The 25,061-nt window shown below is 45.3% G+C and carries 25 protein-coding genes and 1 tRNA gene; 11 read left to right on the top strand and 15 right to left on the bottom strand.

The window, feature by feature from the left end:
• Positions 1-92 precede the first annotated feature (92 nt).
• From ACWPAB_RS02740 to ACWPAB_RS02730, 3 genes are all read left to right on the top strand, one after another.
• Positions 93-527: an HIT family protein gene (locus tag ACWPAB_RS02740; protein WP_003575448.1), complete on the top strand. Its 435-nt coding sequence runs from the start codon at positions 93-95 to the stop codon at positions 525-527.
• On the top strand, positions 524-895 hold the full coding sequence (locus ACWPAB_RS02735; RefSeq protein WP_003565918.1) for a YtxH domain-containing protein: 372 nt from the start codon (positions 524-526) through the stop codon (positions 893-895). Before ACWPAB_RS02740 ends, ACWPAB_RS02735 begins: the two co-directional genes overlap by 4 nt.
• Before the next feature lie 136 nt (positions 896-1,031).
• The gene (locus ACWPAB_RS02730; RefSeq protein WP_003565921.1) at positions 1,032-1,934 is read left to right on the top strand and encodes a peptidylprolyl isomerase; all 903 of its coding nucleotides are present in this window, start codon (positions 1,032-1,034) and stop codon (positions 1,932-1,934) included.
• A gap of 195 nt (positions 1,935-2,129) precedes the next feature.
• Here the strand turns inward: ACWPAB_RS02730 and ACWPAB_RS02725 are convergent, their stop codons facing one another.
• The 3 genes from ACWPAB_RS02725 to ACWPAB_RS02715 all read right to left on the bottom strand — a co-directional run bounded on the left by ACWPAB_RS02725 (position 2,130) and on the right by ACWPAB_RS02715 (position 5,852).
• Positions 2,130-3,098, bottom strand: a complete 969-nt coding sequence (locus ACWPAB_RS02725; protein ID WP_003606851.1) for a 3'-5' exoribonuclease YhaM family protein — start codon at positions 3,096-3,098, stop codon at positions 2,130-2,132.
• 345 nt (positions 3,099-3,443) lie between these two features.
• Positions 3,444-3,788, bottom strand: coding sequence for a YlbF family regulator (locus ACWPAB_RS02720; protein WP_003565926.1), 345 nt, complete (start codon positions 3,786-3,788; stop codon positions 3,444-3,446).
• A 21-nt stretch (positions 3,789-3,809) separates the two neighbouring features.
• Positions 3,810-5,852, bottom strand: coding sequence for a PBP1A family penicillin-binding protein (locus ACWPAB_RS02715; RefSeq protein WP_003565928.1), 2,043 nt, complete (start codon positions 5,850-5,852; stop codon positions 3,810-3,812).
• Between the two features lie 111 nt (positions 5,853-5,963).
• On the opposite strand from ACWPAB_RS02715, the gene ACWPAB_RS02710 reads away from it, so the two are divergent.
• A complete protein-coding gene (locus tag ACWPAB_RS02710; RefSeq protein WP_003570539.1) occupies positions 5,964-6,797 on the top strand; it encodes an RluA family pseudouridine synthase in 834 nt (277 codons plus the stop codon).
• 133 nt (positions 6,798-6,930) lie between these two features.
• Here ACWPAB_RS02710 and ACWPAB_RS02705 read toward each other — a convergent pair whose 3' ends face one another.
• The 3 genes from ACWPAB_RS02705 to ACWPAB_RS02695 all read right to left on the bottom strand — a co-directional run bounded on the left by ACWPAB_RS02705 (position 6,931) and on the right by ACWPAB_RS02695 (position 9,530).
• Entirely contained in the window at positions 6,931-7,386 is a 456-nt protein-coding gene (locus ACWPAB_RS02705) for an arginine repressor (protein ID WP_003565933.1), read from the bottom strand.
• 170 nt (positions 7,387-7,556) lie between these two features.
• A complete protein-coding gene (gene argS, locus ACWPAB_RS02700) occupies positions 7,557-9,239 on the bottom strand; it encodes an arginine--tRNA ligase (RefSeq protein ID WP_003565935.1) in 1,683 nt (560 codons plus the stop codon).
• Positions 9,240-9,459: 220 nt separating this feature from the next.
• Positions 9,460-9,530, bottom strand: a tRNA-Gly gene (locus ACWPAB_RS02695).
• A gap of 166 nt (positions 9,531-9,696) precedes the next feature.
• On the opposite strand from ACWPAB_RS02695, the gene ACWPAB_RS02690 reads away from it, so the two are divergent.
• The 4 genes from ACWPAB_RS02690 to ACWPAB_RS02675 all read left to right on the top strand — a co-directional run bounded on the left by ACWPAB_RS02690 (position 9,697) and on the right by ACWPAB_RS02675 (position 13,358).
• Positions 9,697-10,083, top strand: a complete 387-nt coding sequence (locus ACWPAB_RS02690; protein ID WP_003565937.1) for a hypothetical protein — start codon at positions 9,697-9,699, stop codon at positions 10,081-10,083.
• 13 nt (positions 10,084-10,096) lie between these two features.
• Positions 10,097-10,279 (top strand): hypothetical protein, encoded by a 183-nt coding sequence (locus ACWPAB_RS02685; protein WP_003565939.1) that lies wholly within the window; start codon positions 10,097-10,099, stop codon positions 10,277-10,279.
• A gap of 329 nt (positions 10,280-10,608) precedes the next feature.
• Complete coding sequence (locus ACWPAB_RS02680; RefSeq protein ID WP_003579616.1) at positions 10,609-11,547, top strand: dihydroorotate oxidase; 939 nt, start codon at positions 10,609-10,611, stop codon at positions 11,545-11,547.
• A complete protein-coding gene (locus tag ACWPAB_RS02675; RefSeq protein WP_003584725.1) occupies positions 11,544-13,358 on the top strand; it encodes a glycerophosphoryl diester phosphodiesterase membrane domain-containing protein in 1,815 nt (604 codons plus the stop codon). Before ACWPAB_RS02680 ends, ACWPAB_RS02675 begins: the two co-directional genes overlap by 4 nt.
• Positions 13,359-13,424: 66 nt before the next feature.
• Here ACWPAB_RS02675 and ACWPAB_RS02670 read toward each other — a convergent pair whose 3' ends face one another.
• From ACWPAB_RS02670 to ACWPAB_RS02655, 4 genes are all read right to left on the bottom strand, one after another.
• Complete coding sequence (locus ACWPAB_RS02670) at positions 13,425-14,111, bottom strand: adaptor protein MecA (protein WP_003579619.1); 687 nt, start codon at positions 14,109-14,111, stop codon at positions 13,425-13,427.
• Positions 14,112-14,229: 118 nt separating this feature from the next.
• Positions 14,230-14,376, bottom strand: coding sequence for a hypothetical protein (locus ACWPAB_RS02665; protein ID WP_016381540.1), 147 nt, complete (start codon positions 14,374-14,376; stop codon positions 14,230-14,232).
• A 14-nt stretch (positions 14,377-14,390) separates the two neighbouring features.
• Positions 14,391-14,789 (bottom strand): transcriptional regulator SpxA, encoded by a 399-nt coding sequence (spxA, locus tag ACWPAB_RS02660; RefSeq protein ID WP_003565949.1) that lies wholly within the window; start codon positions 14,787-14,789, stop codon positions 14,391-14,393.
• A 250-nt stretch (positions 14,790-15,039) separates the two neighbouring features.
• On the bottom strand, positions 15,040-15,777 hold the full coding sequence (locus ACWPAB_RS02655; RefSeq protein WP_003575467.1) for an MBL fold metallo-hydrolase: 738 nt from the start codon (positions 15,775-15,777) through the stop codon (positions 15,040-15,042).
• Between the two features lie 67 nt (positions 15,778-15,844).
• On the opposite strand from ACWPAB_RS02655, the gene ACWPAB_RS02650 reads away from it, so the two are divergent.
• Positions 15,845-16,351: a monooxygenase gene (locus ACWPAB_RS02650; protein WP_003575469.1), complete on the top strand. Its 507-nt coding sequence runs from the start codon at positions 15,845-15,847 to the stop codon at positions 16,349-16,351.
• A 140-nt stretch (positions 16,352-16,491) separates the two neighbouring features.
• On the opposite strand, the gene ACWPAB_RS02645 is transcribed toward ACWPAB_RS02650, so the two are convergent.
• Complete coding sequence (locus tag ACWPAB_RS02645; RefSeq protein ID WP_003606853.1) at positions 16,492-18,567, bottom strand: ABC transporter permease; 2,076 nt, start codon at positions 18,565-18,567, stop codon at positions 16,492-16,494.
• Positions 18,551-19,321, bottom strand: a complete 771-nt coding sequence (locus tag ACWPAB_RS02640) for an ABC transporter ATP-binding protein (protein WP_003565956.1) — start codon at positions 19,319-19,321, stop codon at positions 18,551-18,553. Before ACWPAB_RS02640 ends, ACWPAB_RS02645 begins: the two co-directional genes overlap by 17 nt.
• A 253-nt stretch (positions 19,322-19,574) precedes the next feature.
• Here ACWPAB_RS02640 and ACWPAB_RS02635 point away from each other — a divergent pair, with 253 nt between their 5' ends.
• Together ACWPAB_RS02635 and ACWPAB_RS02630 are read left to right on the top strand one after the other, a co-directional pair.
• Positions 19,575-20,249 (top strand): response regulator transcription factor, encoded by a 675-nt coding sequence (locus tag ACWPAB_RS02635; RefSeq protein WP_003565958.1) that lies wholly within the window; start codon positions 19,575-19,577, stop codon positions 20,247-20,249.
• A gap of 11 nt (positions 20,250-20,260) precedes the next feature.
• Positions 20,261-21,361 (top strand): sensor histidine kinase, encoded by a 1,101-nt coding sequence (locus ACWPAB_RS02630; protein WP_052916034.1) that lies wholly within the window; start codon positions 20,261-20,263, stop codon positions 21,359-21,361.
• 148 nt (positions 21,362-21,509) lie between these two features.
• Here ACWPAB_RS02630 and nrdG read toward each other — a convergent pair whose 3' ends face one another.
• The 3 genes from nrdG to ACWPAB_RS02615 all read right to left on the bottom strand — a co-directional run bounded on the left by nrdG (position 21,510) and on the right by ACWPAB_RS02615 (position 24,967).
• Complete coding sequence (nrdG, locus tag ACWPAB_RS02625; protein WP_016382323.1) at positions 21,510-22,088, bottom strand: anaerobic ribonucleoside-triphosphate reductase activating protein; 579 nt, start codon at positions 22,086-22,088, stop codon at positions 21,510-21,512.
• Between the two features lie 199 nt (positions 22,089-22,287).
• Positions 22,288-24,534, bottom strand: coding sequence for a heavy metal translocating P-type ATPase (locus ACWPAB_RS02620; RefSeq protein ID WP_003588092.1), 2,247 nt, complete (start codon positions 24,532-24,534; stop codon positions 22,288-22,290).
• On the bottom strand, positions 24,527-24,967 hold the full coding sequence (locus tag ACWPAB_RS02615) for a CopY/TcrY family copper transport repressor (RefSeq protein WP_003565966.1): 441 nt from the start codon (positions 24,965-24,967) through the stop codon (positions 24,527-24,529). The genes ACWPAB_RS02620 and ACWPAB_RS02615 overlap by 8 nt, the downstream gene beginning before the upstream one ends.
• Positions 24,968-25,061: the final 94 nt, after the last annotated feature.

Below are 25,061 nucleotides of genomic sequence, written 5' to 3'. Positions count from 1 at the left end.
CCAGTCCCAATCTGTATAATTTCAGTTAGTGATATGATAGCATGAAATCAAGGTTTCTATTAAAAAAGCGCAAGCAGAAATGAGGCAGCAACATGAATGATTGCATTTTTTGCAAAATTGTCCGTAACGAAATCCCCAATGTTACCGTATATGAAGATGACGTTGTCAAAGCCTTTCTGGATATCACGCAGGTTACACCGGGACATACTTTATTAGTCCCCAAAGTTCACATTCCAGATATTTTCGCTTATGACACTGAACTTGCCGCAGCTGTTTTTGAACGTCTGCCAAAAATTGCCCGCGCCATCAAGGCCAGTGACCCGGCAATTAAAGGTATGAATATTTTGAATAACAACGGCAAGGTCGCCTATCAAAGCGTTTTTCACTCACATATCCATTTGATTCCTCGCTATAGCGATCAAGATGATTTTGGCATGCACTTTGGCGATCACAGTGCACAGTATGACACAGAGAAACTTGAAGCGGTCGCTGACAAAATTCGTACCCAGCTGGAGGCCCAAGCATGAAATTTAAACACGGCTTTTTACTCGGAGCACTGACCGGAACAGTTTATGCGCTGTTGACTGCAAAAAAAACCGGTCCACAACTTCAACAAGAGATCGCGGCCTACTTTGAAGGTTTATCAGACGGGGTTGGTCAGGTGCGTGAGAGTGTTGCTCAGTTCAGTCAATCCCTCACCCATTTATCTGACGAACTCAACAATACTTTGAAACCTGCCATGAAAGATATCACAGATCGGGTCGAGACTTTTGAATTTGAAACGGCCCCGCGCGTTGATGCGATCCAAAAGCATGTTGAAAATATCAATGATGCTGTCAGCAATCTTGATGCTATGCCGACTGCCGATCAGCGTGAACCTTTACCAAAACATTGAAAATTGCTGGCGATGCCCATCAATTAAGTCGTGACGGTTTCGTGAAACTTATGTGAAGATCCGCGTGCGGCAGTAAGTTATGGTATAGTAGACGGCAGTGTTAACCGAAACTTTTAAGATTAGGATGTGTGATTGCATGAAAAAATGGATTCTCGGCGTTGTTGGTTTGTTTGTAGCAGTGACGTTAGCTGGTTGTTCAAGCAGCACGGTTGCAAACATGAAAGGTGCCAAGGTCACCAAAGACGAGTACTATGACGCCATGAAGAAGACCACCACTGGCCAAGCAACATTGCGTAACATGATTGTTTTGAAGGCATTGGAACAACAATACCCGAATAAGGTGTCTGATAAGAAGGTCAACAGTCAGTTCAATACACTGAAGAAACAATATGGTTCTTCATTCGATACAACCCTTGAACAAAATGGGTATACCGAATCAAGTTTTAAGGATCAAATTCGGACAACCTTGTACTCAGAAGTTGCCTTGAAGGCCCTCAAAAAGCCAACAGAAAAACAAATTGCTGCTCAGTGGAAGAAGTATCAACCGAAGATCACCGTGCAACATATCTTGGTCAAGACCGAAGATGAAGCTAAACAAATCATTTCCGACTACCAAAAAGACCCAACCGAAAAGAACTTTGAGGCCCTTGCCAAGAAGAACTCAATCGATACTGGAACAAAAGATAAGGGCGGTAAGTTGACGGCGTTTGACAACACCGATACTAGCTTGGATTCAACCTTCAAGAAAGCAGCCTTTAAGTTAACCAAGGCCGGCGATATCACCACAACACCGGTTAAGACGCAGTATGGCTATCATGTTATCCGCGTTATCTCCGTTGGTAAAAAAGGCACGATGAAGGAACACAAGAAAGATTTGGAAAACCAGCTCTATACAACATGGCAGAGCGACCAAACGGTGATGAACGGTATCATCACCAAAGTGCTTAAGAAGGAAAATGTTTCCATTAAGGATAACGACTTGAAGGATGTTCTTTCAAGCTATCTGAGCACCAGCTCAAGTACCAGTACTTCAAACTAAAAATTAAATCAGTGTTAGCACTTGAAAGCCTCGCAATTAATTTTGCGAGGCTTTTATTTGTGTTGCAAACATGACGCAATGAATGGCAAGTGATTGTTTGTAGGACTCAAAAAAAGGCTGATAAAGATAGGCGCTATCCCATCTTTATCAGCCTTTTGACAACCACATGACTACAACTAAACTGACTGAATTCGCCTAGTGCGGATCCGGAAAAGTTTGACCATTTTTAGGTCGATAGAAGCGACGATTGTCCATACCGAAAAGTCGTTCTGTGAAGGTACCAGGATCAACATGTTGGTAGGCGGTTGTCATCATATTGATTGATGCGTCCAATTCGTCTAAATCATGCAACACTTGCGCTTCAAGAAGCTCTGGCCGCACCGGCGAGCCGTATTCAAGCAATCCGTGATGTGCAAGCACGACATGACGTAGTAAGAGCATATCTTCAGCGTTGATATCAATTTTAAGTTGTTGTGCTGCTAAGACAATCTGCTCGTCAATGAGAACGATGTGACCAATCAAGTTGCCTTCAACCGTGTAATCAGTTGAGATTGGCCCGCTTAACTCAATGGTCTTACCGAGATCATGTAAAATTGCGCCTGCATATAGCAAACTTTTGTTCAAGCTCGAATACTGTTGAACGACACTTTTAGCAAGTCGCAAGATGCTTAGCGTATGAAAAGCGAGACCACCAGCAAAAGCATGGTGATTTGACTTGGCCGCCGGATAACTGAAAAATGCCTTCTTGTGATCATTGATCAGTTTACGGACAATTCGATTCCAGTTAGCATTGGTGATTTCGAAGATGTAACTGTTCAGTTCCTCTTCCATATCACTGGGTGCTTCTGGCGCCCGCTCAACAAAGGCTTTAGGATCATTGCCTTCCTCTTGGGTTGCCAACCGCAATGAAAAAATCTTAATTTGCGGATTGCCTTGATATAATTCACGCTTACCCGACAATTGGACGACTTCGCCAGCCTTAAACTGAGCAATGTCATTGTCGCTAGCATCCCAGAACTTACCTGAAATATGTCCTGAATTGTCTTGAAAAATCATCGCAATAAATTTTTTGCCATTCTTTGCGACACGCACTTCAGCTGATTTAATCAGCACAGGAAGCCGAACATCTTCTTCATTATGATAATCGAAAAGCCGTTTTACCAAGGTCGTCACCTTTTCCTTGAATTTTCACACTACTTAAATCATACAGATATCAATGATAAAGTACAAGGAAGGTTGGTGCTTGAGTGTATGAGAAACCATGCTTCATTGTCATACAAATGTTAAGCACATCCAAGGACGAGTCAGCGCTCGAGTAAGAGCTGGCACCTAACCCTTTTTAAAAATAATGGTTGGATACTGCAAAAGAAAATGCACCACCTATGAATTGCCTTTTGCCAGCAAGTTTAGTTCAAACATTGTCGCGACACGCTCAGCCTTCTCTATGCGCATGAATTTCCAAAGAAAAAGGATCTCCGCAATCAACGGAAATCCTTCAATCACCAGTCATTACTTGCCTTGATAGACATCAATAATTGGTTGGGAAATAATTTTGTTCAATTCGTCCATCATCTGAGATAGGCCTTGTTCTTTTGCCATCAAATTTTGGATCGGCTGGATGTCGCGCATCTTGTCGCCAAGTTCTTGCAATGACTTCACTTCATCATCCGTGAAATCTTGTCCCTGCATTGACTTTTGCTGCATCTCATATTGCTTTTGTTGGAATTGTTGGAACAAACCGTAAGCAACGGTGTCCAGCTTCAAGAGATCAAACGCCTTCTTGAGATCCTGAAATTCCTGTGTTGTCTTGATATCTGCCGCCATCTGATTAGCGGTGTCGTAAACATTTGCCATACTTTACCTCACTTTTTGAGCCTATTTAAACCAGCCCTTGATATTATCATACCATTGTCCCACAGTTTGCTTGGCACTGTCTATGCCTTTCTCGATACTATCCTGAATTCCTTGCCATGTTTTGTCGCCACTGGATGGTGTTTGGATGCTAGCCATTTGTGCGGCATCTTTCGTGTCAAACGCGGTTTGTGGCGTATTCGGCATTAGGTTCGTCATTTCGAGTTTAAATAACGGTGCTACCCCAGACGTGCTGGTGCCTTGAAGGAAATGCTGACTGTCGGTTGTCGGGTAACCAATCCAGGTCGCATTTACAATGTCTGGCGTATAACCAATGACCCACTGATCCTTAGTGCCGTAGCCCCAACTACTTGGGACCTCAGTACTGCCAGTTTTCCCGGCGATTGTGTAGCCAGCTGGTTTAGCAGTTTGACCGGTCCCTTCGTTAAACGTTCCGATCATCATGCTCGTCATTTCCTGAGCCACTTTTTTTGATATGATTTGACGCATCGTTGGATGTGAGTTGTCGACCACCGTTTGACCTGACGCATCGACAATTTTGCGAATGAAGTGAGTCGTTGGCAATTTACCGCCATTCGCAAACACCGCATAGGCCCGTGCCATCATCAGCGGTGAAACCCCATTTTTAAGGCCACCAAGTGCAGCAGCAAGATTCTGATCGCTTTCTTTTAGTTGGATGCCAAACCGATCTAAGCTAGTGACCCCTTTTTGTACACCAATCTTATTAAGCAGCCAAACAGCCGGCGCATTGATCGAATCGGCCAACGCTTTATACATCGGGACAGTACCTAAATAGGTGCCGGTTGCATTGGTCGGCGTATAATTATTTTTACCGTAACTAAGTTTCTCGTCCTTCAAGACAGAATCATAATGATAACCATTTTCAAGTGCTGGTGTATAAACCATCAACGGCTTGATCGTGGAACCCGGCGAATTGCGAAGTTGTGTTGCGTAGTTAAACCCTAAGAAGGTATGCTCACCGCGATTACCAACGACCGCCCTGACACCGCCTGTTTTCGGATCAAGCACGATGGAAGCCCCTTGAACCTGCTTACCATCTGCGGCATTTGCCGGAAACGCCCAGTCTTGAGCAAAGCTGTTTTGAAGGTTGCGTTGATAAGTTTGATCCAAATTGGTATAAATTTTATAACCTTTGTTCAAAATATCATCGACACTAATACCTTCACTGCGCGCCTCTTCAATGACGGAGTCAAAATAAGACGGATATTTTTGACTGTTGGCCGTTGAAAAAGTATCGACAACCTGCACTGACTGCGCTTTTGCCGCATTGGCCTGCGCCTGCGTGAGCTTCTTATTGTCCACCATCAATTGCAAAACGACATTGCGGCGCGACAAAGCATTGTCCATGTGATCAGCGGGGTTATAGTAGCTAGGATTCCGTAACATCCCCGCCAGAATTGCCCCTTCACTCGCATCAAGCTGGCTGGCATCTTTGCCAAAATACCGCTTAGCAGCATCTTGAACCCCCCAGACCCCATTGCCAAAATAAGCATTATTGAGGTACATCGCAAGAATGTCTTGTTTGGAGTAAACTTTATTCAACTGGATGGCCATAAATAGTTCTTGGGCCTTGCGCATCACCGTCTGCTTTTGCGTCAGCAAGGTATTCTTCGCCAATTGTTGGGTAATCGTACTACCACCACCCATGATTTGGCCATGGTGGATGACATAATTCAAAGCAGAGCGAAGAATCCCTTTGATTGAAAAACCGCCATTGGTATAAAACGTACGGTCTTCCGTCGAGATAACGGCATTTTGTACTTGCGGACTAATCGCCTTTAACTCGACGTAGGTCCCTTTTTGGCCGTACAGTGTACCGGCTTCTTCGTTGTTAGCGTCATAAATGACGGTTTTTGTTTGTAAGGTACTCTTGATGTTTTCAACATCGGCGGTTTTGGCTTTATAAGTAAACCAAGCAGAGAACCCGAGCATGACTGTCAGACCAATTAAAATCAGCCAACGAATCACCTGAAACCGGCGGAAAAACCACCGTGTTCCCTGCCAAATTCGTGATAAGAACTGCATTTCCGTCCTCCTAATGTGAATCTTGTTTATTGTAGCATAGGCGACAGCCGCCAAAATTTCATCGACATCTTTTTAAGCAAACTTTATGGTCAAATGAATTGAGGAAATCACTTGTTGTTTCAAACTTCTGCACGTGCCACGCTGCCCGCCAGCCTTCGCGATCAACTTCAAGCATGGTTGATACCACGTAAACGGCAACACCAATTGCGCGTTGCCAAAACAATTTTAGTTAATGGTCATTATCGTAATTTTAATGAAAAAGTACAGCCTAGTGATGTTATCACGATGACTTATGATGAACCCACGCCACTTGCCTACGTTCCGGAAACGCCGGCCCTCACAATTCATTATGAAGATGATGATCTACTCATTGTCGATAAGCCGGCTGGTATGAAAACTCACCCAAACTTACCAGGCGAAACCGGTACCTTAATGAACCAAGCAGCCGCTTATCTGGCCCCTTTCCCGGCGTTAATTACCCATCGGCTAGATATGGCGACCAGTGGTTTATTGGTCATCGCGAAGAACCCTTTAACGCAAGCCATCATTAACCGACAGTTGGCTCTTAAAACCATGCATCGGGATTATATAGCGTTAGTACCGCAGGGAATTGCGGCCAGTGGCACCATAACGGCTCCGATTGGGCATGATCCTGATGATCAGCGTAAACGCATGATTAGACCGGACGGGGCATCGGCCATTACTCATTTTCGCCGGATCGCAGAAACGTCAACAACTGCGACGGTTGCGCTCAGACTCGAAACCGGCCGCACCCATCAAATTCGGGTACATTTAGCTAGCATTGGCTATCCAATCCTAGGTGATCCGCTTTATGCCCCTGATCAGACAACCTATCAGCGCATGTATCTGCACGCCTTTCAGGTTCGCTTCACAAAGCCGCTATCAGACACAACGTTGACGGTGACCAGTCCCCTGCCTTTTTGAACAATTTTGAGCCAAAGTAATGGCACATACCATGGCAAGCAGCGGGCCACTAATTGTGTGACAACGAAAAGAGCTGGGTTTGACAAGGTTGACCTTGTTGCCCAGCTCTTTTGCTTGTGATGTTGCCAGATGGTTACGAATTGAAGGCTTGCCGATAAGCCGCTTCAAACCATTTTGCCTGCTTCTCATCCGGGCTAATCACGACAATCGTGTCATGACCAGCGATGGTGCCGACAACTTGCTCAAAACCGATGTCATCAATAATCGCTGCCAATAAATTGCCATTGCTCGGTAACGTTTTGATCACGTTCATGAAATGTACCCGGGTAATTGACAGCCCGACTTCGCGAATTGAGCGGCCCAACCGTTCTAACTGGGACTCTGAAGAACCGCGAAAAATGGTATAACGTAACGTCCCGGTTGCGTCTTGCGATTTGACGATCTTCATCTCGCGAATGTCGCGCGAAATCGTGGCTTGCGTCGCATCAATACCAGCCGCTTTTAATGCTGCCAATAACTCTTCCTGCGTGGCGATTGGCTTTTGATTAATGATTCGTGTTAAGGCCGCTTGGCGTTCACTTTTATTCATCACATGGCCTCCACCATTATTGTTGCGCGGGAGTCAGTCCAGGAGACATCGGCGTGTAAGTGCCCTTAGACGCGATGGCCGAACTTTGACCATTGTGACCAAAGTCCTTATGCGTAGGTGTCTGGACTAACGAGCGCGTTATCGTCACTGCCGGTTGCTGACGCGCAAGGTTACATTTCTTCTGGCGCACCGACACCCAACAGTTGTAGCGCATTTGTTAGCACTTGTGTCGTCGCCTTAACCATCGCCAATCGAGCTGGCAGCTCACTGTCCTCAACCAGCACTTTGACATTGGCATAATACTTATTGAAAGCTTTTGCCAAGCGTAGTGCATACTTAGCAATCACAGAAGGTTCATATTCCTTGGCTGCACGCAAGACCATGCTTGGATAATCGCCAAGGGCGCGCAAAACGTCCCAAGCCGCTGGATCACTTAAAGCCACTTCAGGCGCCGGGTCAATCGCAGCCTTCCGCAAAATGCTATTAGCCCGCGCGTTCGTGTACTGTACATATGGACCAGTTTCACCTTCAAAACGCACGACTTCTTCTAAGTTGAAGTCGAAGTTGTCTAAGCGTTCGTTCTTCAAGTCATGGAAAATGACGGCGCCGACACCGACTTCATGCGCAACTTTATCCGCATTTGGTAAATCGGGATGCTTTTCAGCAATTTGTTGTTTCGCCAGACCGACAGCATCACGCAAAACATTTTCCAGTAAGATAATGTTGCCTTTACGCGTTGACAACTTCTTGCCATTCGCCGTAATCAGCCCAAATGGAATGTGGTGAATATCATTCGCCCAGTCGTAACCCATTTCTAACAAGACGGCTTTTAACTGCTGGAAGTGTTCGCGTTGTTCATTACCAACAACGTACAGGCTTTGAACAAAATGATAATGTTCTTTCCGGAAAATCGCAGCAGCGAGATCACGCGTCATATACAGCGTTGCGCCATCTGACTTCTTGATCAGCGCTGGATTCAAGTTATACGCACTCAAATCCACAATTTCGGCACCTTGACTAGTTTTCAGCAAATGCTTGTCTTCAAGTCGCTTCACCACATCAGCCATTTTGTCATTATAAAAGGCTTCGCCATTGTAAGAATCAAAGTCAACACCGAGAATTTTGTAAATTCGATTGAACTCTGCCAGTGAAACTGTACGGAACCAGCGCCAAAGCGCAATGGCTTCTTCATCGCCATCTTCCAGCCGCTTAAACCAAGCACGGGCCTCATCGTCCAACTCGGGATTTGCCTCGGCCTTCTCATGAAATTCCACATAGTAATGCAATAGATTTTTGATCGGATCGGCTTTGACAGCGTCCTCGGATCCCCACTTCTTGTACGCCACAATCAGTTTACCAAATTGTGTGCCCCAGTCGCCAAGGTGATTAATTTTAATCGGTGTATACCCGATTTTGCTGAGAATGTTGGCTAAGGCATTGCCAATCACGGTTGAGCGTAAGTGCCCCATGGACATTGGTTTAGCAATGTTCGGACTGCTCATGTCGATCGGTACATTCCCGCTGCCGATATTAGCATCACCATAATGCTCGCCAGCTTGCGCGATCACTTTCAACACATCGTGGGCAAAACTGATTTTATCCAGATAAAAGTTAACATAGCCACCAACAGCCTTCACTTGTTCAAACGGGGTCACATCAATTTGACCGACCAAATCGCTCGCAATCATCTTTGGTGCGCGATGCATGATCTTCGCCAAGGAAAAGGTTGGAAAAGCATAATCTCCTAAGTCTGATGACTTGGGTGTTTCAATCAAGGACTTGATCGCAGCCGCGTCTAATTGACCGGCAAGTGCTGGTTCAAGTGCCTTAACAACAAGTTCTTTAAAATCCATAACTTCCTCCTAAAATGATGATGCCACGAAAAAAGGACCCATCTCTCCTGTTCGAAGAGACGAGCCCTAGCCCGCGGTACCACTCTGCTTGACAATATGTCCACTCAAAGCACTGATTCTCAAAAGCGCGCCATCAGGTCCGACGTGATCGTTTGCACTATCCGATCTCACTAAGAACCGCCAACTGACCTTATTTCCTCTTTCTCACAGAACCTTATACAGCGGTCGACGAGAATCGAACTCGCGACACCAGCTTGGGAAGCTGGAGTTTTACCACTAAACTACGACCGCAAATCAACGGATATAAGTATATCACGAGGGCTACATTTTGCAAAGGTCATCAAAGGCGACTTTTTCTATGAATTTGATGAGAAAAAATCTTAAAAATGAGTACCGGCAATTTTCTTGTTAATGTTTCTCACCGTGCTATAATATTAGTAAAGAAGGAGTGGTCGAGATGGCAAAAACGGGACGTCACTATTATTTCGTGGCGCGCAACGAGAAAACCAAAACAGGTTATCACATTAGTTTTCCAAATATTCCTAACGCTGAGGCAGTCGGGACAACATACGAAGAGACCGTTTATTATTCATATCGGGTCTTGGCTGACTTCCTGAGCCATCTGCCAAAACAAGAAGCGGAAATTCGTGCCTACACGCTTTCCGATATTCCGGATACGGTTTCCAGCAATGTTTTCTATTCATTGGTGAGCGTCACGCCTGACTTTGATCCGCACAAAATGGAAACACATTTTACCTTGCCACAAACACCGCCTGCCGATATTCGACAAAAGGCAGCTAAACTGGCTGGATTAGTGACACCAAATGATAACTTGGCTTTGTAACTAGGTATTCAACATGCAAACTTTTCGAATGTTGTTGTTAGTTATTTTTCTTGTTGGCGTTGGGTTAGCTTTGATCGGCCTAGTAAGTTGGTTGATTGCTCTATTGCGACACCGCGAAACAAAACCGATGCGGCGACTGACTTGGCTGAGCGGCGGAGTGGCGCTTGCGGCGCTGATTGTCAACGCGTTTACGTAAACAACTTTGATTTAAACGATAATTCTTAAGTCATCGTTTCAAAAAGAGCACTGCCAGTGATGGGAGTGTTTTTTGTTTGGATTTGAGCGGAATTGTCGTGCAATCAAATCGAGAATGACAATTGAACGTTGTTGCTTCAAAAACGCGTTCGCTGCCGCAGAAACTGGTGTGTAAGGACCTTGGAAGCAATGACCAAAGCCCGGTCATCACGTCCAAGGCCGCTTACACGCCGGTTTCTAAACGCCTCAGCTCACGCTCTGAGGCGTTGACTGGTTTCTATTGTGTTTCTATGCTTAAATAGGAACAGCAAATAGTGAAGGAGTGGGCTTATGACTGACCTGCAAACAAGTATTGGCGACTTTCAATTTGATAATGTGTTCATGAACGCAAGCGGTGTACGCTGCTACACCGAGGAAGACTTAGATGCGTTGGCACAAAGTGATGCTGGGACCTTTGTCACTAAAAGTGCTACCCAAGCAAAACGCCTCGGCAATCCCAGCCCGCGCTATGCTCGACTAGAACTCGGCTCTATCAATTCGATGGGCTTACCTAATGAGGGCCTCGATTACTATCTCAACTACGCCTTGAAGTTTCAGGAAAAGCATCCAGGTCAATGGATTTTTCTGTCAGTTGCCGGCTTGACAATGGAAGAAAATCTCGCCATGGCACACACTATCGAAGACTCCGATTTTAATGGCTTGGTCGAGTTTAACCTGAGCTGCCCAAATGTTCCGGGTAAACCCCAAACCGGTTACGATTTTGACCGAACCAAGGAAGTGCTTACCAACCTCTTCACGTTCTTTACCAAACCAGCAGGCGTTAAATTGCCACCTTATTTTGATCTCGCGCAATTCGACCAAATGGCTGCCATCTTAAATCAGTTCCCGTTGCAATTTGTGAATTCTATTAACAGTCTCGGCAACGGCCTCATGATCGATCCCGAAACTGACACAGCGTTAATTAAGCCAAAAGGCGGCTTTGGCGGTATTGGCGGCGCCTATGCGAAACCAATCGCACTAGCCAATGTCCGTGCCTTTTCACAACGGCTGGACCCGAAGATTCAGCTTATCGGCACTGGTGGTGTGACCAATGGCCGTGATGCCTATGATCTCATCCTCGCCGGTGCGAGTTTGGTTCAAGTTGGCACCTTGCTTCAAGAAGAAGGACCGGCCGTATTCACCCGCCTGAGCCGTGAACTTCAGGCTGTCATGCAGACCAAGGGATATACCAACCTTAGCGACTTTAAAGGACAATTGAAAACCCAATGACGAACGAAAAAATGAAGGTTTGGGCATACTTTAAACACAACGCTGGCGACTTTAGCCGACATTGGGGCGCGTATATCATGCTCATCAGCGTCACCAATCTATTTATTGGGTTAGCTGTGATCCCGTTTTTTAATTTTGCTGCTCAGCAAACGTTGCGAATTGGTCACGTGCCTTACATTACCTTGACGAACCTCGGGCAAATCCTGACTCATGATCCCGGGGTCGCTGCAGTTCTCACCTTGTTGGGGCTGCTACTACTGTTATTCGTTTACTGGCAGTTCACCTTCTTGATTCTAGGCATTCAAAACATTCATCGGCAAACTCGCTTAAGCTTCTTTCAATTAGCAATCGCGACTTTGAAAAAAACCCGCCGCCTAACACCGACAACCATCGCTGTCTTAATCGCTTACTTTGTTTTAATCTTTCCATTTTCAAGCGTTGTTTTCAAAACAAGCTTGCTGGCCAAATTAACCATTCCCGATTTCATCGTCGATTTTATTTTTGCCCGATGGTATCTCGGCCTACTGGTCATAGCGCTTTACATGATGGGTACCTGGCTCGCCGTCCGCTTGTTGCCATTATTACCTGCTTTAATTTTGAGCGAAACCCCTCCTCGAAAAGCGGTTGCCAAAACTTGGCGGATGACGCGCGGCCAAACTTGGCGCACATTGTTAGCAGTCTTGTTAATCTTCATACCGGTAGCTGTTCTGACCACTTTGCTGACCATTGGCCTATATTTACTTCAGTCATACTTAGACAGTCACTGGGAACATTGGGCCTTACTTGGAGCCACCATCAACCTTGGTGTGTTGCAAGTGGTTATGTTGCTATTAACAGTGTTCTTTACCGTTATGCTTTATCAATTGGGAACCTCGCAGGCAGAGACATTTCAGCTCATTCCCAACCAAGACTTGATTGCCCGAGTCCCAAAACGTCGGCGCAATCTTCTTTTCCGAATTGGCGCCGTTGGCTTAATTGCGTTAGTCATCGGTGGCAGCAGTCTTTTCTACTACGCTTATCTGACTGGTGCACTGGCAAGTCAGCCGTTAACTATCTCACACCGCGGGGTTGATGATGGTAACGGAGTCCAAAATACAATCCCAGCGTTACAAGCCACCGCTAAAGAAAAACCGGATTATGTTGAGATGGATTTGCACGAAACCAAAGACCATCAATTTGTCGTCATGCATGACGAGAACCTGAAAGATCTAACCGGTGTCGATGCCAAACCACATCAGCTGACTTTATCAGAGATGACCAAACTGACAGCTCGCGAGAATGGGCACACCGCCAAAGTCGCTAGTTTTGACCAGTATTTGGCGGCTGCGGAACGACTGCATCAAAAGTTATTGATCGAAATTAAGACCACACCTGAAGACAGTCCGCAAATGATGAATCATTTTATTCAACTATACGGGCAACGACTTCTAGCCGATCATGATCAGTTGCATTCGCTCGATTATCAAGTTGTCACAACCATGCGCAAACGAGTGCCAAAGTTGAAAACTTTTTTCATTTTGCCGTATACGCTCGTCTTTCCTGAAACACCAGCTAGTGGTTACACACTTGAAACAACCACGTTAGCCATGCGGGTGATTGACGAAGCGCATAATCGTGATCAAAAAGTCTATGCTTGGACTGTCAATGACAGCGATGATATGGAAAAAGTAGCTTTCATGGATGCGGATGGGATTATCACAGATCAATTGGGTGAATTAAAAGCAACACTATATCAAATGAACCATCATCCAAGTTATGCCGATCAGATTTTGCAATATCTGACGAGCTTTTCTGATGATGCTGAAAACTAGCTATCTACAAATAAAGGCATCAAAAAAGGCCATCAACTTTTATTCGTTGATGGTCTTTTTAGTCATTTACTTGAAGTAATACCTAGCTGTTTCTAATGCGCTGGTTTCCATCAAGCGTTTGCCATACTCAGACAGCACCGCTGATGACAACGGTGACCGATCGCCAAATTCCATCGCGACGGCCATTTGATCGTGCGCCTCGTCAGACGAAATCTCATTTGGATAAAAGGTTAGTACCAGATAATAAGCGTTCTTATAACGATAAAGATCACTCTTTCCGCCTTCGAGCCGCAATGTATCTGCTAAACTGATAAAATCTTCAAAGTCCTTTAATTTCAAAACAAGCTCAGTCTGTGGTGCTTTGTCGGCATCAATATAGCCGCCTTCATCAACTGCCTGATGATCTTGTTGATCACTGGCATCAAGCCCTTGCAGTTGCTGACGAATATAATCAGGCACCTGGGTATCCGTACCTTCGTCATCAGTCTGATCGGCTGCGCTATCATCGTTTTTTTGACCACTTTTACTGATCAGCAATTCGAGTCCGGACTGACTCGGCATGACCTGAAACGTCACGGCTTCATTTGTAGCAAACGTATGATCTTTATCGACCTCATCGAGGATACTATAGAAGAAGCTCTCAATCTGTTTATGATTGCCTAACAGATCCAAAACCGTGATCCCACGCTGCGCTAGATCATCGTTGCCTAACATGACCCGGATCGTATTTGCGTTAATCCGTTCCATTTCCATGATTGCTGCACCTCACTTTAGTCACGGAACCCTGGCTTCTGTGAATATCACATTACCACTTACTACATTATAGCAGATTTCGTACGTCAAGGCATTCTACCGCACGTTAGCGTGAGTATCAAGTAAAGCGCGCGGTCTTCAAACTTGGTTCAACCTTCACTCTAGTAACACTTGTTTTATCAACCTGCAGTAACATCGCGTTTGCGCCTTTCATACGCAAAAACCGCACCAAATTAGGTACGGTTTTTGTAAATGATTGGCTCATTAATAATTAGTTTTTTAAAAACCTGCAAGTAGTTGTGCTTGTTGTAGCTCCATTGTTCGGACAGAACGCGGCAAGAAGCGCCGAATTTCATCCTCGTTATAACCAACCTGCAGACGTTTATCGTCCATCATAATCGGGCGACGTAGCAAGCCAGGATACTTGGCAACCAGCTTAATTAACGTACCAGTTGACAAGTCATCAATATTAATACCCAGCTCCTGGAAGATTTTCGAACGTGTTGAAATAATTTCTTCAGTGCCATCTTCGGTCATTCTCAGTAACCGTTTGATTTCATCTACGTTCAATGGATCAGAAAAAATATTACGTTCCTCGAATGGAATTTTATTTTCCTTCAACCAGGCGCGCGCCTTCCGACAAGATGTGCAACTTGGGGATGTATATAAAATAACCATTAGCGCTCGCTCCTTTTCGTGACGAGGTACTTTTCATCTCTACAGGTATAGTATAAGAGATTGGACCGGCGCTAAGCAATCACATTTAGAAAAATAATTTTTTGAAAGCTGAAATTCCATATTAACGAATATTGACTATTGTCCATTTTATCAACAATTATGCTTATTCATTTGCAATAAATAATACACGTTATAATAACCTCGATTTACACATCTTGTTATCATTTTAAAGTAAGGCTTATCAAGAGTATCAGATTGAGATTGTCAAGTCATCCTCTGCCAATTGAATTGGTATACCCCCAGCAGCAGTCTGTGCTTGCTGTTTCAAGGTGACAAGATCAAGCTGTTGCGGCAAATGTGTCAATAATAAGCGCTTTACTTGAGCGTCTTTGGCTAGTTTTCCCGCTTCTGGTGCTGTGAGATGCCAACGCGGTTGTGGCTGATCTGCTAGAAAATTGGTATCTGCCATCAAAAGATCCGCATCTTTAGAAAACGGTGCCAATGCCGGGAAATAACGCGTATCACTTGTATTGACAAGTGTTTTACCAGTGACGTCTTCAACGATTCGAACAGCAAACGCTGGCACCGGATGTTGGGTTTCAAGGAAAGTTAACGTTAAAGGGCCGAGATGCAAAGTGCTGTCTGCCGTATAGCCTTTAGCCGTTGTATAAGGGCCAAACGTTAAACTGGCAAAGTTCAACGGGTCTTTTGTATGCCCATATATCGGCAACGGTGACACCTTTTTGTCCCCTTTTCGCAATTGATAATAGTACTGCAAAACACCGACATCCGCGATGTGATCATGATGGTAGTGAGTCAATAAAACTGCATCTAATTTTAATGGATCAAACTGCTGCTCTAGTGAAAGCAAGCCGCCGCTACCTAAATCCATCAATAAATGATAGTCACCACTTTCAATAAGGTAAGTGCTGGTCGCGTGACCCGCATCTGGGTAGCCGCCAAGATAACCTAAAACTGTCAATTTCATCTTGTTTTTCCTTCCTTTCAATGTGAAACCATTCAAAAAGCTTATAATGGATTTGGAGGTGGTCAGAATGTCCACAATACAAACAGTCTTCGGCAGCAAGTCGTTCCTTGTCAAACTGCTAGACGAACGTCATGACCCGCAATTGAAACTGTTGAAACCAGCTGAAGAGGGTTTGGATTACATGATCTATGACCCCAGCGGAAAAGCACACTTTTCCGCGCCCTTGCAATATGAAACCCTTGCGGATTTAGGTACGCCCGCCGACAATGGTTATATTCACTTCATGTACTTTAATTTGAGTAGCGATGACGTGAAAGTTTTCCTTGCCAAAATTAAGGATCTCATTGATAAGCATGATATTTTTCTTGGTCAGACTCAAGTCTTAGTCGCCCAGAAAGTCAAACACCCAGACGACTTTGTGGTCGTATCAGGTTGGCAATCCAGTAACGACTACTACGAGTTTAAGAATACGCCGGCCTTGTCAGCAGTCAAGGAGTTCATTCGTCGCGCGGCCTCCGCAAACGGCTTCCATCAGGCTGGCTATGCGGTGATTGATCCGCATCAGAAAAACTAAATAAGTTACATAGACGGCTTGTTAACGCCTATGAAAAATCCGAAGTCAATCACTTCGGATTTTTTATTGGCGCCTAATGCGCTTTTTAAGAATGCACTCGCTTGTGTAATTATTCAGATAGCCCACGGATAGCGCCATAGCTAATCAATCGCCCAACGGGAAACAGGTTCATCTACCATGCGGGCAGTAATGTGCACAGTTGCCTCATAAAAAAGCCAATCGATAATTGCATAGATCAAAATCATCAAACCCAAATAACGCGAAGGCGGATTATCAAGATAAGTTGTCAAAACACTAATCATACAAAGCCCAATTGTTGTCCCGAAAAGAAACGGTACCGCAAAGACAACCGCAGCTTGCCGATAAATCGTTATACGGAGTTGCCTTGGATCCATACCAAGATGTTTTAAAATTTGAAAATGTCGGGCCTCTTGGCGAGCTGCAATCACCTGTTTTAAAAGTAAAATGCTACCCGTAGCCACAACAAAAACGCCGCCGAGCAATAAAATCAGAAAGAACAAAAAGCCATACAAAGTGTTCACAATTCCCTGCTGGAAGGACTGAATTCCCAACGGATTGCGCCAAAAGTTCAAGGTAGTGCTGGCTCGATCTGTCACTCTCAAATCATTGCCATCCCGCTCAGAACTGCCAATATTGACATACTCTTGAAGATTTTGACTATTCTCCAAGTGCTGTAATTGTCGCAACGCAGCGGCGGTTGCTTTGGACTTAGGTAAGCGAGCCATATACAATCGATCAGTCGTTCCTTCAAGCATGTCAAACGTCCGATCACTGACAAGCAACCCCCGGTCAAAAAAATTGTTTCTGCCGGTCGGGAAAAGATTGGTTGTTCGTGTTAACAATAATGACGCATCGCTACCCGGCAATATGATGGCTCGATCAGGATTGCGGCGGGCACCGACTGGTCGGAAACTGGTTCGCGTTGGCAGCATTAGAAGTGCTTCGTTCCCACGAAGTCTAACAGGAGCTAAATAGTGCTGTAAGTGGGCAGCGCGTTGATAATCCCGCATCGCAATCACATTATAAACACCAGGTTGTTTTCGGACCTGATCGGCCTGATCTCTTAGTCGAATTTCGGCATACACAAGTTTCGAAGATAGGATAATTGCTTGAGTTGGTTTGACCTTAGCTTTTGCTAAAATTTTCGTGACATTATCCACGCCTGCCCCTGCTGCAACCACAGTCGTCGGAATCTCGCGCTGAACCAGATCCTGATTATATTGAAACAACATAGCAGAACTGCCAAGCATCGTAATCGTAATCGCACACAGCAATGTTGTTAGCCACAATGAATGCGCGTTCCCTTGAAGTCGTTTAATGATCAAATGTCTTGAGATGGCATGCGCATTGCGCGTCTTCATTTGACTTCGTTGCTGGAACCAAGCCACTATGCCAGGCAGAAACTCCTCAAAAACGAGGAAAAGTCCCAGCAACAAAGCCACTAGCATGAATCCCATTAACAATGGTGGAATCAAACGCCCCTGAGTTCGCGGCAGTATATGCATCAACACGCCACTAACTGGTAACAAATGGACCATCGTAAACAGACTGCCAGCCAACAAAACGACGCCAGCAATGCCAAGGGAAAACCGCCACCATGTTTGCGGTTTGGGAGCGGCCGAGACATCCTGCTGGCGAATAAAATTACGCAATGGGTTTTGAACATAAATGGCATTGATGCTGCCCACTAATAGGTAGACAACGCCCATTAAAATCACGACATCAACCATAGCTGGGAAAGAGAGCATCAAACTAATCGGTGTGTGCAAGGCCATCAATCGAATCAGCACCATGCCCAATAAAGGTGAGATAATCAATCCGAGTATGAGACCCAGAGCCATTCCGAATATACCGATCATTAAACTCTCAATACAGACTAACAATCCTAATTTGGCCCCAGACAAACCAAGCAAACGATATAGCCCAATCTCTCGATCACGACGAGCAATGAGTAAAGTGTTGAAATAAAGCAAAAAACTGATCGCAAAAAGTGCTAAGACCATCATCACAATCATCAATAGAATCGGAACAATATCCAGATCCCCAAGCCGCTTGCTGGCATCGCTCAAAATCGGTTCATTATTCGCAACCGCCCCAATGGCATACATAACGGCACTGATCAATGCTGCCACCAGTACCTGCAAGCCATCCTCGTGACGATGGCGCCGTAAATTTGTCTTAATCAGATGCCACACGGGTATGGCCTCCTCCACTGACAGTTGCTTCCATATCAATAATTCGGTCAAAAAACTGCTGGCGGGACTTACCACGCGTTACTTCAGCAAAAAATGCCCCATCTTTGATGAAGATGATGCGACTTGCGAAGCTCGCGGTGAAGGGATCATGCGTCACCATCAATATCGTGGTTTTTTCTTTTTCGTTTAATTGACGCAGATAGTTTAAAAAATCAGTTGCTGCTAATGAATCGAGGCTGCCAGTCGGTTCATCTGCCAACAAAAGATCGGGTTGGGTGATCACAGCGCGAGCAGCCGCGACGCGTTGTCGTTGTCCCATACTTAACTCCCCCGGAAAAGCCTGCAGAATGGGAGTTAAGTTAAGGTGATTCGCGACTGTCTGTAATCGTTCAGCACGATCAGGCTGAAGATCTTGCTGCAAGGTTAGCGGCAACAAAACATTTTGCGTCACTGTCATATCATCTAATAAGTTGAAGTCTTGAAACACAAAGCCAAGATGATCTCGACGAAAAGCCGCTTGTTGTCGTTCATTAAGGGCCTCAAGATCGTTCCCTGCAATATTGACTTTTCCGGTACTTGGCGTCTCAATCGTTGCTAAAATATTGAGCAATGTTGACTTTCCGGCGCCACTTGGTCCCATAATGCCGACGAACTCACCCGCGTTGACCTGAAAGCTAAGGTCGTTCAAAGCGCGAACTCGATCATGCCGTTGTCCAAAAATCTTGCTCAAGTTAGATACTTCAAGAATTGCCATCGCGCACCTCCGCCATTATCATACCAAAAACGTGTTATGCATGTGCTGCCAACTCCCGTTAGACAAAGAATCTCGGGTTTGTTGCTCTTAGTTTACATTTTAAAGTAAATCCTGAAAACTTATTTATTAGAAGATTGCGGCTTCCTAAAAGCCGGACAAACCCAGCTCATAAAAACTGGTCTCATTGACCTTGTTCGCGCTTGTGCTTCCTTCCCAAAACTTATACCATTAGAGCAGAAATGGAGTTGGTCACGTGTTTAAAATCATGATCGTAGAGGACGATCAGACGATTAGTGGGCTGATCGCTGATAACTTAAAAAAATGGCAATTTGATCCAGTTGTGGTAACCGATTTTAATGCTGTATTTGATGACTTTTTGCAAGAAAAACCCCATTTAGTCTTATTGGATATTAATCTACCAGTTTTTGACGGCTATTATTGGGTTCAAAAAATCCGTGAAGTATCAAAGGTCCCTGTGATTTTCATTTCCAGTCGTAACACAAATATGGATATGGTCATGGCAATGAATATGGGCGCTGACGACTTTTTGAATAAGCCGTTTGCCATGGAAGTGTTGATCGCCAAAATCAACGCCTTGCTTCGACGAACCTACAATTATGCTGATCAAGGAACCGATGTTTTGGAACACAACGGCTTGATGTTGAACCTCAAAAACGGTATGGCACAAATTGGCGAAAACGAAATTAACCTGTCAAAAAATGAATATAAACTGTTACAAATCTTGATCCGGCAACACGGTCAAATCGTCAGCCGTTCCCGGTTATTAAAGGACTTATGGCAAGACGAGCGATTTGTTGATGACAATACACTTACCGTCAACATTAATCGCTTGCGCAAAAAAATCGAGGAAGCCGGGTTGAAAGATTATATTCAAACCAAGGTTGGACAAGGTTACATCGTTCCTTAGGAGGCTGGCAGATGCGGTTTCGTGATTATTTAAAGGATCATTTAAGCCCGATTGGTGGCTATATTCTTTGTGTTGGTCTGGCGGCCTTGATCATCTGGCTTGACCCGCAGCATCGCGTTAAGGCCATGACGCTTTGGTACGCTGTGTTGTTAGTGACACTATTGGCCAGCGCTTTTTTGATCGCACGGTATTGGCGCGTACGGCGGTTCGCAGCTCGGCTTCAGGAACGGATCGATGCTCAGGAGGCTGCGTTAGACTGGCCCTTGCCTGGCGGTGAATCCGCAACCGAACAACTTGTGACGAAAACGTACAATCAAATTTTGACCCAGCATCGCCAACAAGTAACTGCCCTGCTAGCACAACAGCAAGATCAAAAAGACTTCATTGATTCTTGGGTGCACGAAATCAAAGTACCGCTCGCGGCAGTGACGTTGCTGGCCGAAAGTTTTGAGGGGCAAGTACCTGATGACAAACTGGATAATTTGAATCTGCAATTGGATCAAATCGAATTTTATGTCGAGCAAGTCTTGTATTACTCGCGTCTCGACAGCTTTTCAAAGGATTATTTGCTGCATGAGACATCATTGCGCCCGCTCATCAATGACGTAGTCGCCAACCAGCGGAACGGCTTTATCAATAAACGACTATCTTTCAGACTGAATGGCACCGATCAAATCGTATTGACAGACAACAAGTGGCTTCGCTTTATTCTTGCTCAGCTCATCTCCAATGCGGTCAAATATACGCCAGAAGGAGGCCGTATCACGGCTCTCATTCGTAACACTGGGAAGGAAACGCAACTACAGATTACTGATACCGGTATCGGCATCCCCAAAGATGAGCAACATCGTGTTTTTGAGAAGGGATTCACGGGTAGTAATGGGCGCCTTTCGAATCATAAGTCAACGGGATTAGGATTGTTCTTGGCTGAAAAGTTAGCTGAAAAACTTGGCCATCACTTGTCGTTAACCTCGGTAATCAATCAAGGTACCACGGTCACAATCCATTTTCCTTACTTGAGCTATTATGGTGAGGCCGATCAAACTGTGCACCATCCTGAATCCCACGCGATTGCTTTGCAAACCCAGACTAGGTCACATCCAGACAGCTGACGAATAAGATAGCATCAAGTCGTTGAATCAACCCTAGATCTCAAAATTGAGAGCCACCTATTCAACAAAATCGGCACCAAAGGCAAGCAGCCTCTGATGCCGATTTTTTAATAGATTATCTTAATGTCTTTCGAATTGCCTGAACGAACTAACGAATCAGATTTTTCCACAACTTGACTTCGCCAGCCGCCATTGTTGCTGGTACGTCAATGATGCGCTGGTTAGCACTGCCACGAAACTGTAAGGTCAGATCCTTTTGCGCCAACAAAAAGCGACCGTCAACCAAAATATCGATCAATTTTAGCAACTCAAGTTTATCGTCTGAATCCTGAATCAATTCATCATACGTATAGCCGCTCCAGCTCCAAATGTCTTTCTCATGCCCGAATTCTTGACGAATTCGTTTGCACAAGCGAATGCAGACTTGCGTGTTGAGGAAAGGCTCGCCGCCTAGCAGCGTCAGACCCTGTACGTAACTTTGACTAAGATCGGTCATGATTTGATCCTCAAGTTCTTGTGTATAAGGTTTACCATAACGAAAATTTTGTGCAACCCGATTGTAGCAACCAGGGCAAGAGAAACGGCAACCGGAGACATATAAACTACACCGAACCCCTTCGCCGTCAACAAAGTTAAACGGTTTGTAATCGGCGATGCGTTGCTGTGAAAGCTCACTGGCAAGCCATTCTTTAGGTTTGGGATTTTGGGGTAATTTATTTTCGATCATATGTCTGCCTTCCTTGAGGGTGCGCCAACCCACGTGGTGTCACGCACCCTGCTGTTTAGTCTTATGAATCCACTTTTTTCATCGTATCACGTTTCACCCCCAAGATGTAGTATCAGTTGTACACAAAATGCCGGCCTGTCATCTATATCTTGACGACAGGTCGGCATTCTCTGATGCTATGCTTCATACACGTGACTTATTAAGCGCGCTTTAAGTGCAGTGTCATTGCATTCAAAGCCACAACAATCGTTGACAACGACATGATCGCAGCACCGACCGCAGGACTGAGAATGAAGCCAACGGGGGCAAGAATCCCTGCAGCAAGCGGAATCGCCAGAATATTGTAACCAGCACCCCACCAAAGGTTTTGAACCATTTTCCGGTTAGTTGCTTTTGCCAATGACAAGAAGTTGAGAATATCAGCCGGGTCACTATGAACTAAGACAACATCAGCGGTATCAATCGCGACATCCGTCCCAGCTCCAATTGCAACACCGATGTCTGCTTGAGCCAAACTAGGCGCATCGTTGACCCCGTCACCAACCATCATGACAACGCCCTGCTGTTGATAAGCCTTCACTTGCGCAACTTTGTCTTCAGGTTTTAACTCTGCCTGAAATTCTGTCAGACCAAGCTGACTGGCCACTTTCTTAGCAGTTTCATGATTATCACCAGTCAGCATCACAGGCGTAATCCCCTGCTGTTTCAACTCGGCAACAAATGCCTTACTGGAAGACTTCAACTGATCGCCTTCAGCCACCATGCCCAAAACGTGCTGACCTTTCAGCAAAAAGGCTAACGAATTTCCGGCAGCAGCCCACTGATCAGCCTGGGTTTTATCGTAGGTCAACTGATGATCCTGTAAATATCGGGCATTCACAATCTCATACTGAATGTCGTCGACTGTGCCTGACAGCCCGACACCCTTCATGACCTGAACATTTTCAGCAGCTGGCACTGTTAGCTTTTGCTCAATTGCTGCCGCTTTAATCCCAGTTGCAAGCGGATGCTCGGAATGACTTTCCAAGGCGGCCATGGTTGCTAGAATTTCTTCCTGACTCTGATCAGCAAAATGCAACGTTGTGGCAACCGTAAACTTGCCTTCAGTCAGCGTCCCTGTCTTATCCATTAGCATGTACTTGGCTCGCTTGGCTGTTTCAAGCGCTTGGCGATTGCGAATCAACAACCCATTCGTGGCGCCAATACTGGTACTCCGAGCAATGACAAGCGGAATCGCCAACCCTAATGCATGTGGACAAGCAATAATGAAGACGGTGACCATCCGTTCAAAAGCGGTGGCCAGGCCGCTTGGCATCCAGAGAATAAATGCCAGAATACCAACAGCTAACGCAGCATAGAACAACCAGCCAGCAACTTTGTCGGCCATGCCCTCGGCCTTACTTTTATTTGCTTGCGCACTTTGTACAAGCTTCATTACTTGGGCTAAATAGCCGCTTTCACCAGTACCTGTCACTTGGATTTCAATGACCCCATCTCCGTTGATGGAACCACCAATAACTTTATCACCACCTGCCTTACGAACAGCCTTGGCTTCGCCTGTGACAAGCGATTCATTGACACTACTGCTGCCGCTTACGATTTCGCCATCAGCTGGCATTTGTTCACCGGCCAAAACCCGTAATCGCGTGCCAACCTGAACCTCTGACAATGGCATATCCATCACACTGTCGCCATGAACCACATGCGCCTGATTTGGCAATAATGCAGCCAATTTTTCAACCGCATTACCAGCCGCCATCACAGCATTCATTTCAATCCAGTGACCCAGCAACATGATCACAATTAAAGTGGCCAGTTCCCAGAAGAAGTCCATCACCATACCATGTGGGGCGATAAAGTGATTCATGACGAAAGCATAAAGCGAGTAACCGTACGCAACGGTGATCCCCATTGCGATCAAAGTCATCATTGCGGGCTGGCGACTTTGCAACTCTGATTTAGCGCCGGTCAAAAATGGCCAACCGCCATAGAAGAAAAGAAATGACGAAAGAATCAGGACAAGCCAATCAGACCCAGGAAAAACAATTGGCAATTGCAAAACGCCGAGGTGGATATCCATCCCCATGAACTGCGAAAGCAACAACACGGGTATCATGACGATCAAACTCACCCAAAACTTTTGCTTGAGATTTCCCATATGCATCATGTGACCCCCGCCATGATCCATCGCGCCGTGATCCATATGCATGTGATCCATCGCGCCGTGATTCATGTGCATCTGATCCATTGCTGCATGATCCACTGAACCCGGTTCCATCTGCATCTTCGCCATGCCAGCATGCTCTTCTTCAGAGTCGTGATCCATGTGCATGTGGTCCATATCGCCATGGTGACCCATCGCCATATGATCGTGATTCATTTGATCTTTTTTGTCAGTCTGTGATCTTTTCGTATCGTTCATCGCTTTCATTTCATCGTCATTCATGTGCAGCCTCCTTACAACCTTCTGGTAAACAATTACAACTAACTGTTTCCGGCGCATCGTGCTGCTTCGCTAAAAGCGTTTGTTGCAACATCTCAATATCATGTTTCGAAAGAGTGACGTTCGTCATCAAGTGATTGATGGCCGTGCCGATTTTCATTTGACAAAGGTGGCTAAATAATTCCGCCACGGCGGCATCCATAGACTCTTGTTCACCCACTGCAGTGTGATAAAGAAATTCACGTCCATTTTTTTCAGTGGTTAAGGCGCCTTTTTTGACTAACCGTCCTAAAAAGGTTTTGGTCGTTGCCACTTTCCAGCCCATTTTTTCAGCAAGAATTGTTGCAAGCGTGCTACTTGTCAGTGGACCAAGTGTCCAGATAATTCGCATAACCTCCCATTCAGACTGGGAAATTTCAACTTTCGGTGTTTCCATCGCTTGCCTCCGTTTACATCTGTAATCTATCAACATCTTTAATTTACAACTGTAAACCATAAAAGTCAACCACAGTTTCTTGAGCGCACAAAAA

This window comes from Lacticaseibacillus sp. 30, assembly GCF_053819265.1.
This window is presented reverse-complemented; position numbering and strand designations above follow the sequence as displayed.

Excerpts from the sequence above, each read along its gene's own strand:
- ACWPAB_RS02740 (WP_003575448.1), top strand. The coding sequence starts at position 93 with ATGAATGATTGCATTTTTTGCAAAATTGTCCGTAACGAAATCCCCAAT.
- ACWPAB_RS02735 (WP_003565918.1), top strand. The coding sequence starts at position 524 with ATGAAATTTAAACACGGCTTTTTACTCGGAGCACTGACCGGAACAGTT.
- ACWPAB_RS02730 (WP_003565921.1), top strand. The coding sequence starts at position 1,032 with ATGAAAAAATGGATTCTCGGCGTTGTTGGTTTGTTTGTAGCAGTGACG.
- ACWPAB_RS02720 (WP_003565926.1), bottom strand. The coding sequence starts at position 3,788 with ATGGCAAATGTTTACGACACCGCTAATCAGATGGCGGCAGATATCAAG.
- ACWPAB_RS02715 (WP_003565928.1), bottom strand. The coding sequence starts at position 5,852 with ATGCAGTTCTTATCACGAATTTGGCAGGGAACACGGTGGTTTTTCCGC.
- ACWPAB_RS02705 (WP_003565933.1), bottom strand. The coding sequence starts at position 7,386 with ATGAATAAAAGTGAACGCCAAGCGGCCTTAACACGAATCATTAATCAA.
- argS (WP_003565935.1), bottom strand. The coding sequence starts at position 9,239 with ATGGATTTTAAAGAACTTGTTGTTAAGGCACTTGAACCAGCACTTGCC.
- ACWPAB_RS02690 (WP_003565937.1), top strand. The coding sequence starts at position 9,697 with ATGGCAAAAACGGGACGTCACTATTATTTCGTGGCGCGCAACGAGAAA.
- ACWPAB_RS02685 (WP_003565939.1), top strand. The coding sequence starts at position 10,097 with ATGCAAACTTTTCGAATGTTGTTGTTAGTTATTTTTCTTGTTGGCGTT.
- ACWPAB_RS02680 (WP_003579616.1), top strand. The coding sequence starts at position 10,609 with ATGACTGACCTGCAAACAAGTATTGGCGACTTTCAATTTGATAATGTG.
- ACWPAB_RS02675 (WP_003584725.1), top strand. The coding sequence starts at position 11,544 with ATGACGAACGAAAAAATGAAGGTTTGGGCATACTTTAAACACAACGCT.
- ACWPAB_RS02670 (WP_003579619.1), bottom strand. The coding sequence starts at position 14,111 with ATGGAAATGGAACGGATTAACGCAAATACGATCCGGGTCATGTTAGGC.
- ACWPAB_RS02665 (WP_016381540.1), bottom strand. The coding sequence starts at position 14,376 with ATGAGCCAATCATTTACAAAAACCGTACCTAATTTGGTGCGGTTTTTG.
- spxA (WP_003565949.1), bottom strand. The coding sequence starts at position 14,789 with ATGGTTATTTTATATACATCCCCAAGTTGCACATCTTGTCGGAAGGCG.
- ACWPAB_RS02655 (WP_003575467.1), bottom strand. The coding sequence starts at position 15,777 with ATGAAATTGACAGTTTTAGGTTATCTTGGCGGCTACCCAGATGCGGGT.
- ACWPAB_RS02650 (WP_003575469.1), top strand. The coding sequence starts at position 15,845 with ATGTCCACAATACAAACAGTCTTCGGCAGCAAGTCGTTCCTTGTCAAA.
- ACWPAB_RS02640 (WP_003565956.1), bottom strand. The coding sequence starts at position 19,321 with ATGGCAATTCTTGAAGTATCTAACTTGAGCAAGATTTTTGGACAACGG.
- ACWPAB_RS02630 (WP_052916034.1), top strand. The coding sequence starts at position 20,261 with ATGCGGTTTCGTGATTATTTAAAGGATCATTTAAGCCCGATTGGTGGC.
- nrdG (WP_016382323.1), bottom strand. The coding sequence starts at position 22,088 with ATGATCGAAAATAAATTACCCCAAAATCCCAAACCTAAAGAATGGCTT.
- ACWPAB_RS02620 (WP_003588092.1), bottom strand. The coding sequence starts at position 24,534 with ATGAATGACGATGAAATGAAAGCGATGAACGATACGAAAAGATCACAG.
- ACWPAB_RS02615 (WP_003565966.1), bottom strand. The coding sequence starts at position 24,967 with ATGGAAACACCGAAAGTTGAAATTTCCCAGTCTGAATGGGAGGTTATG.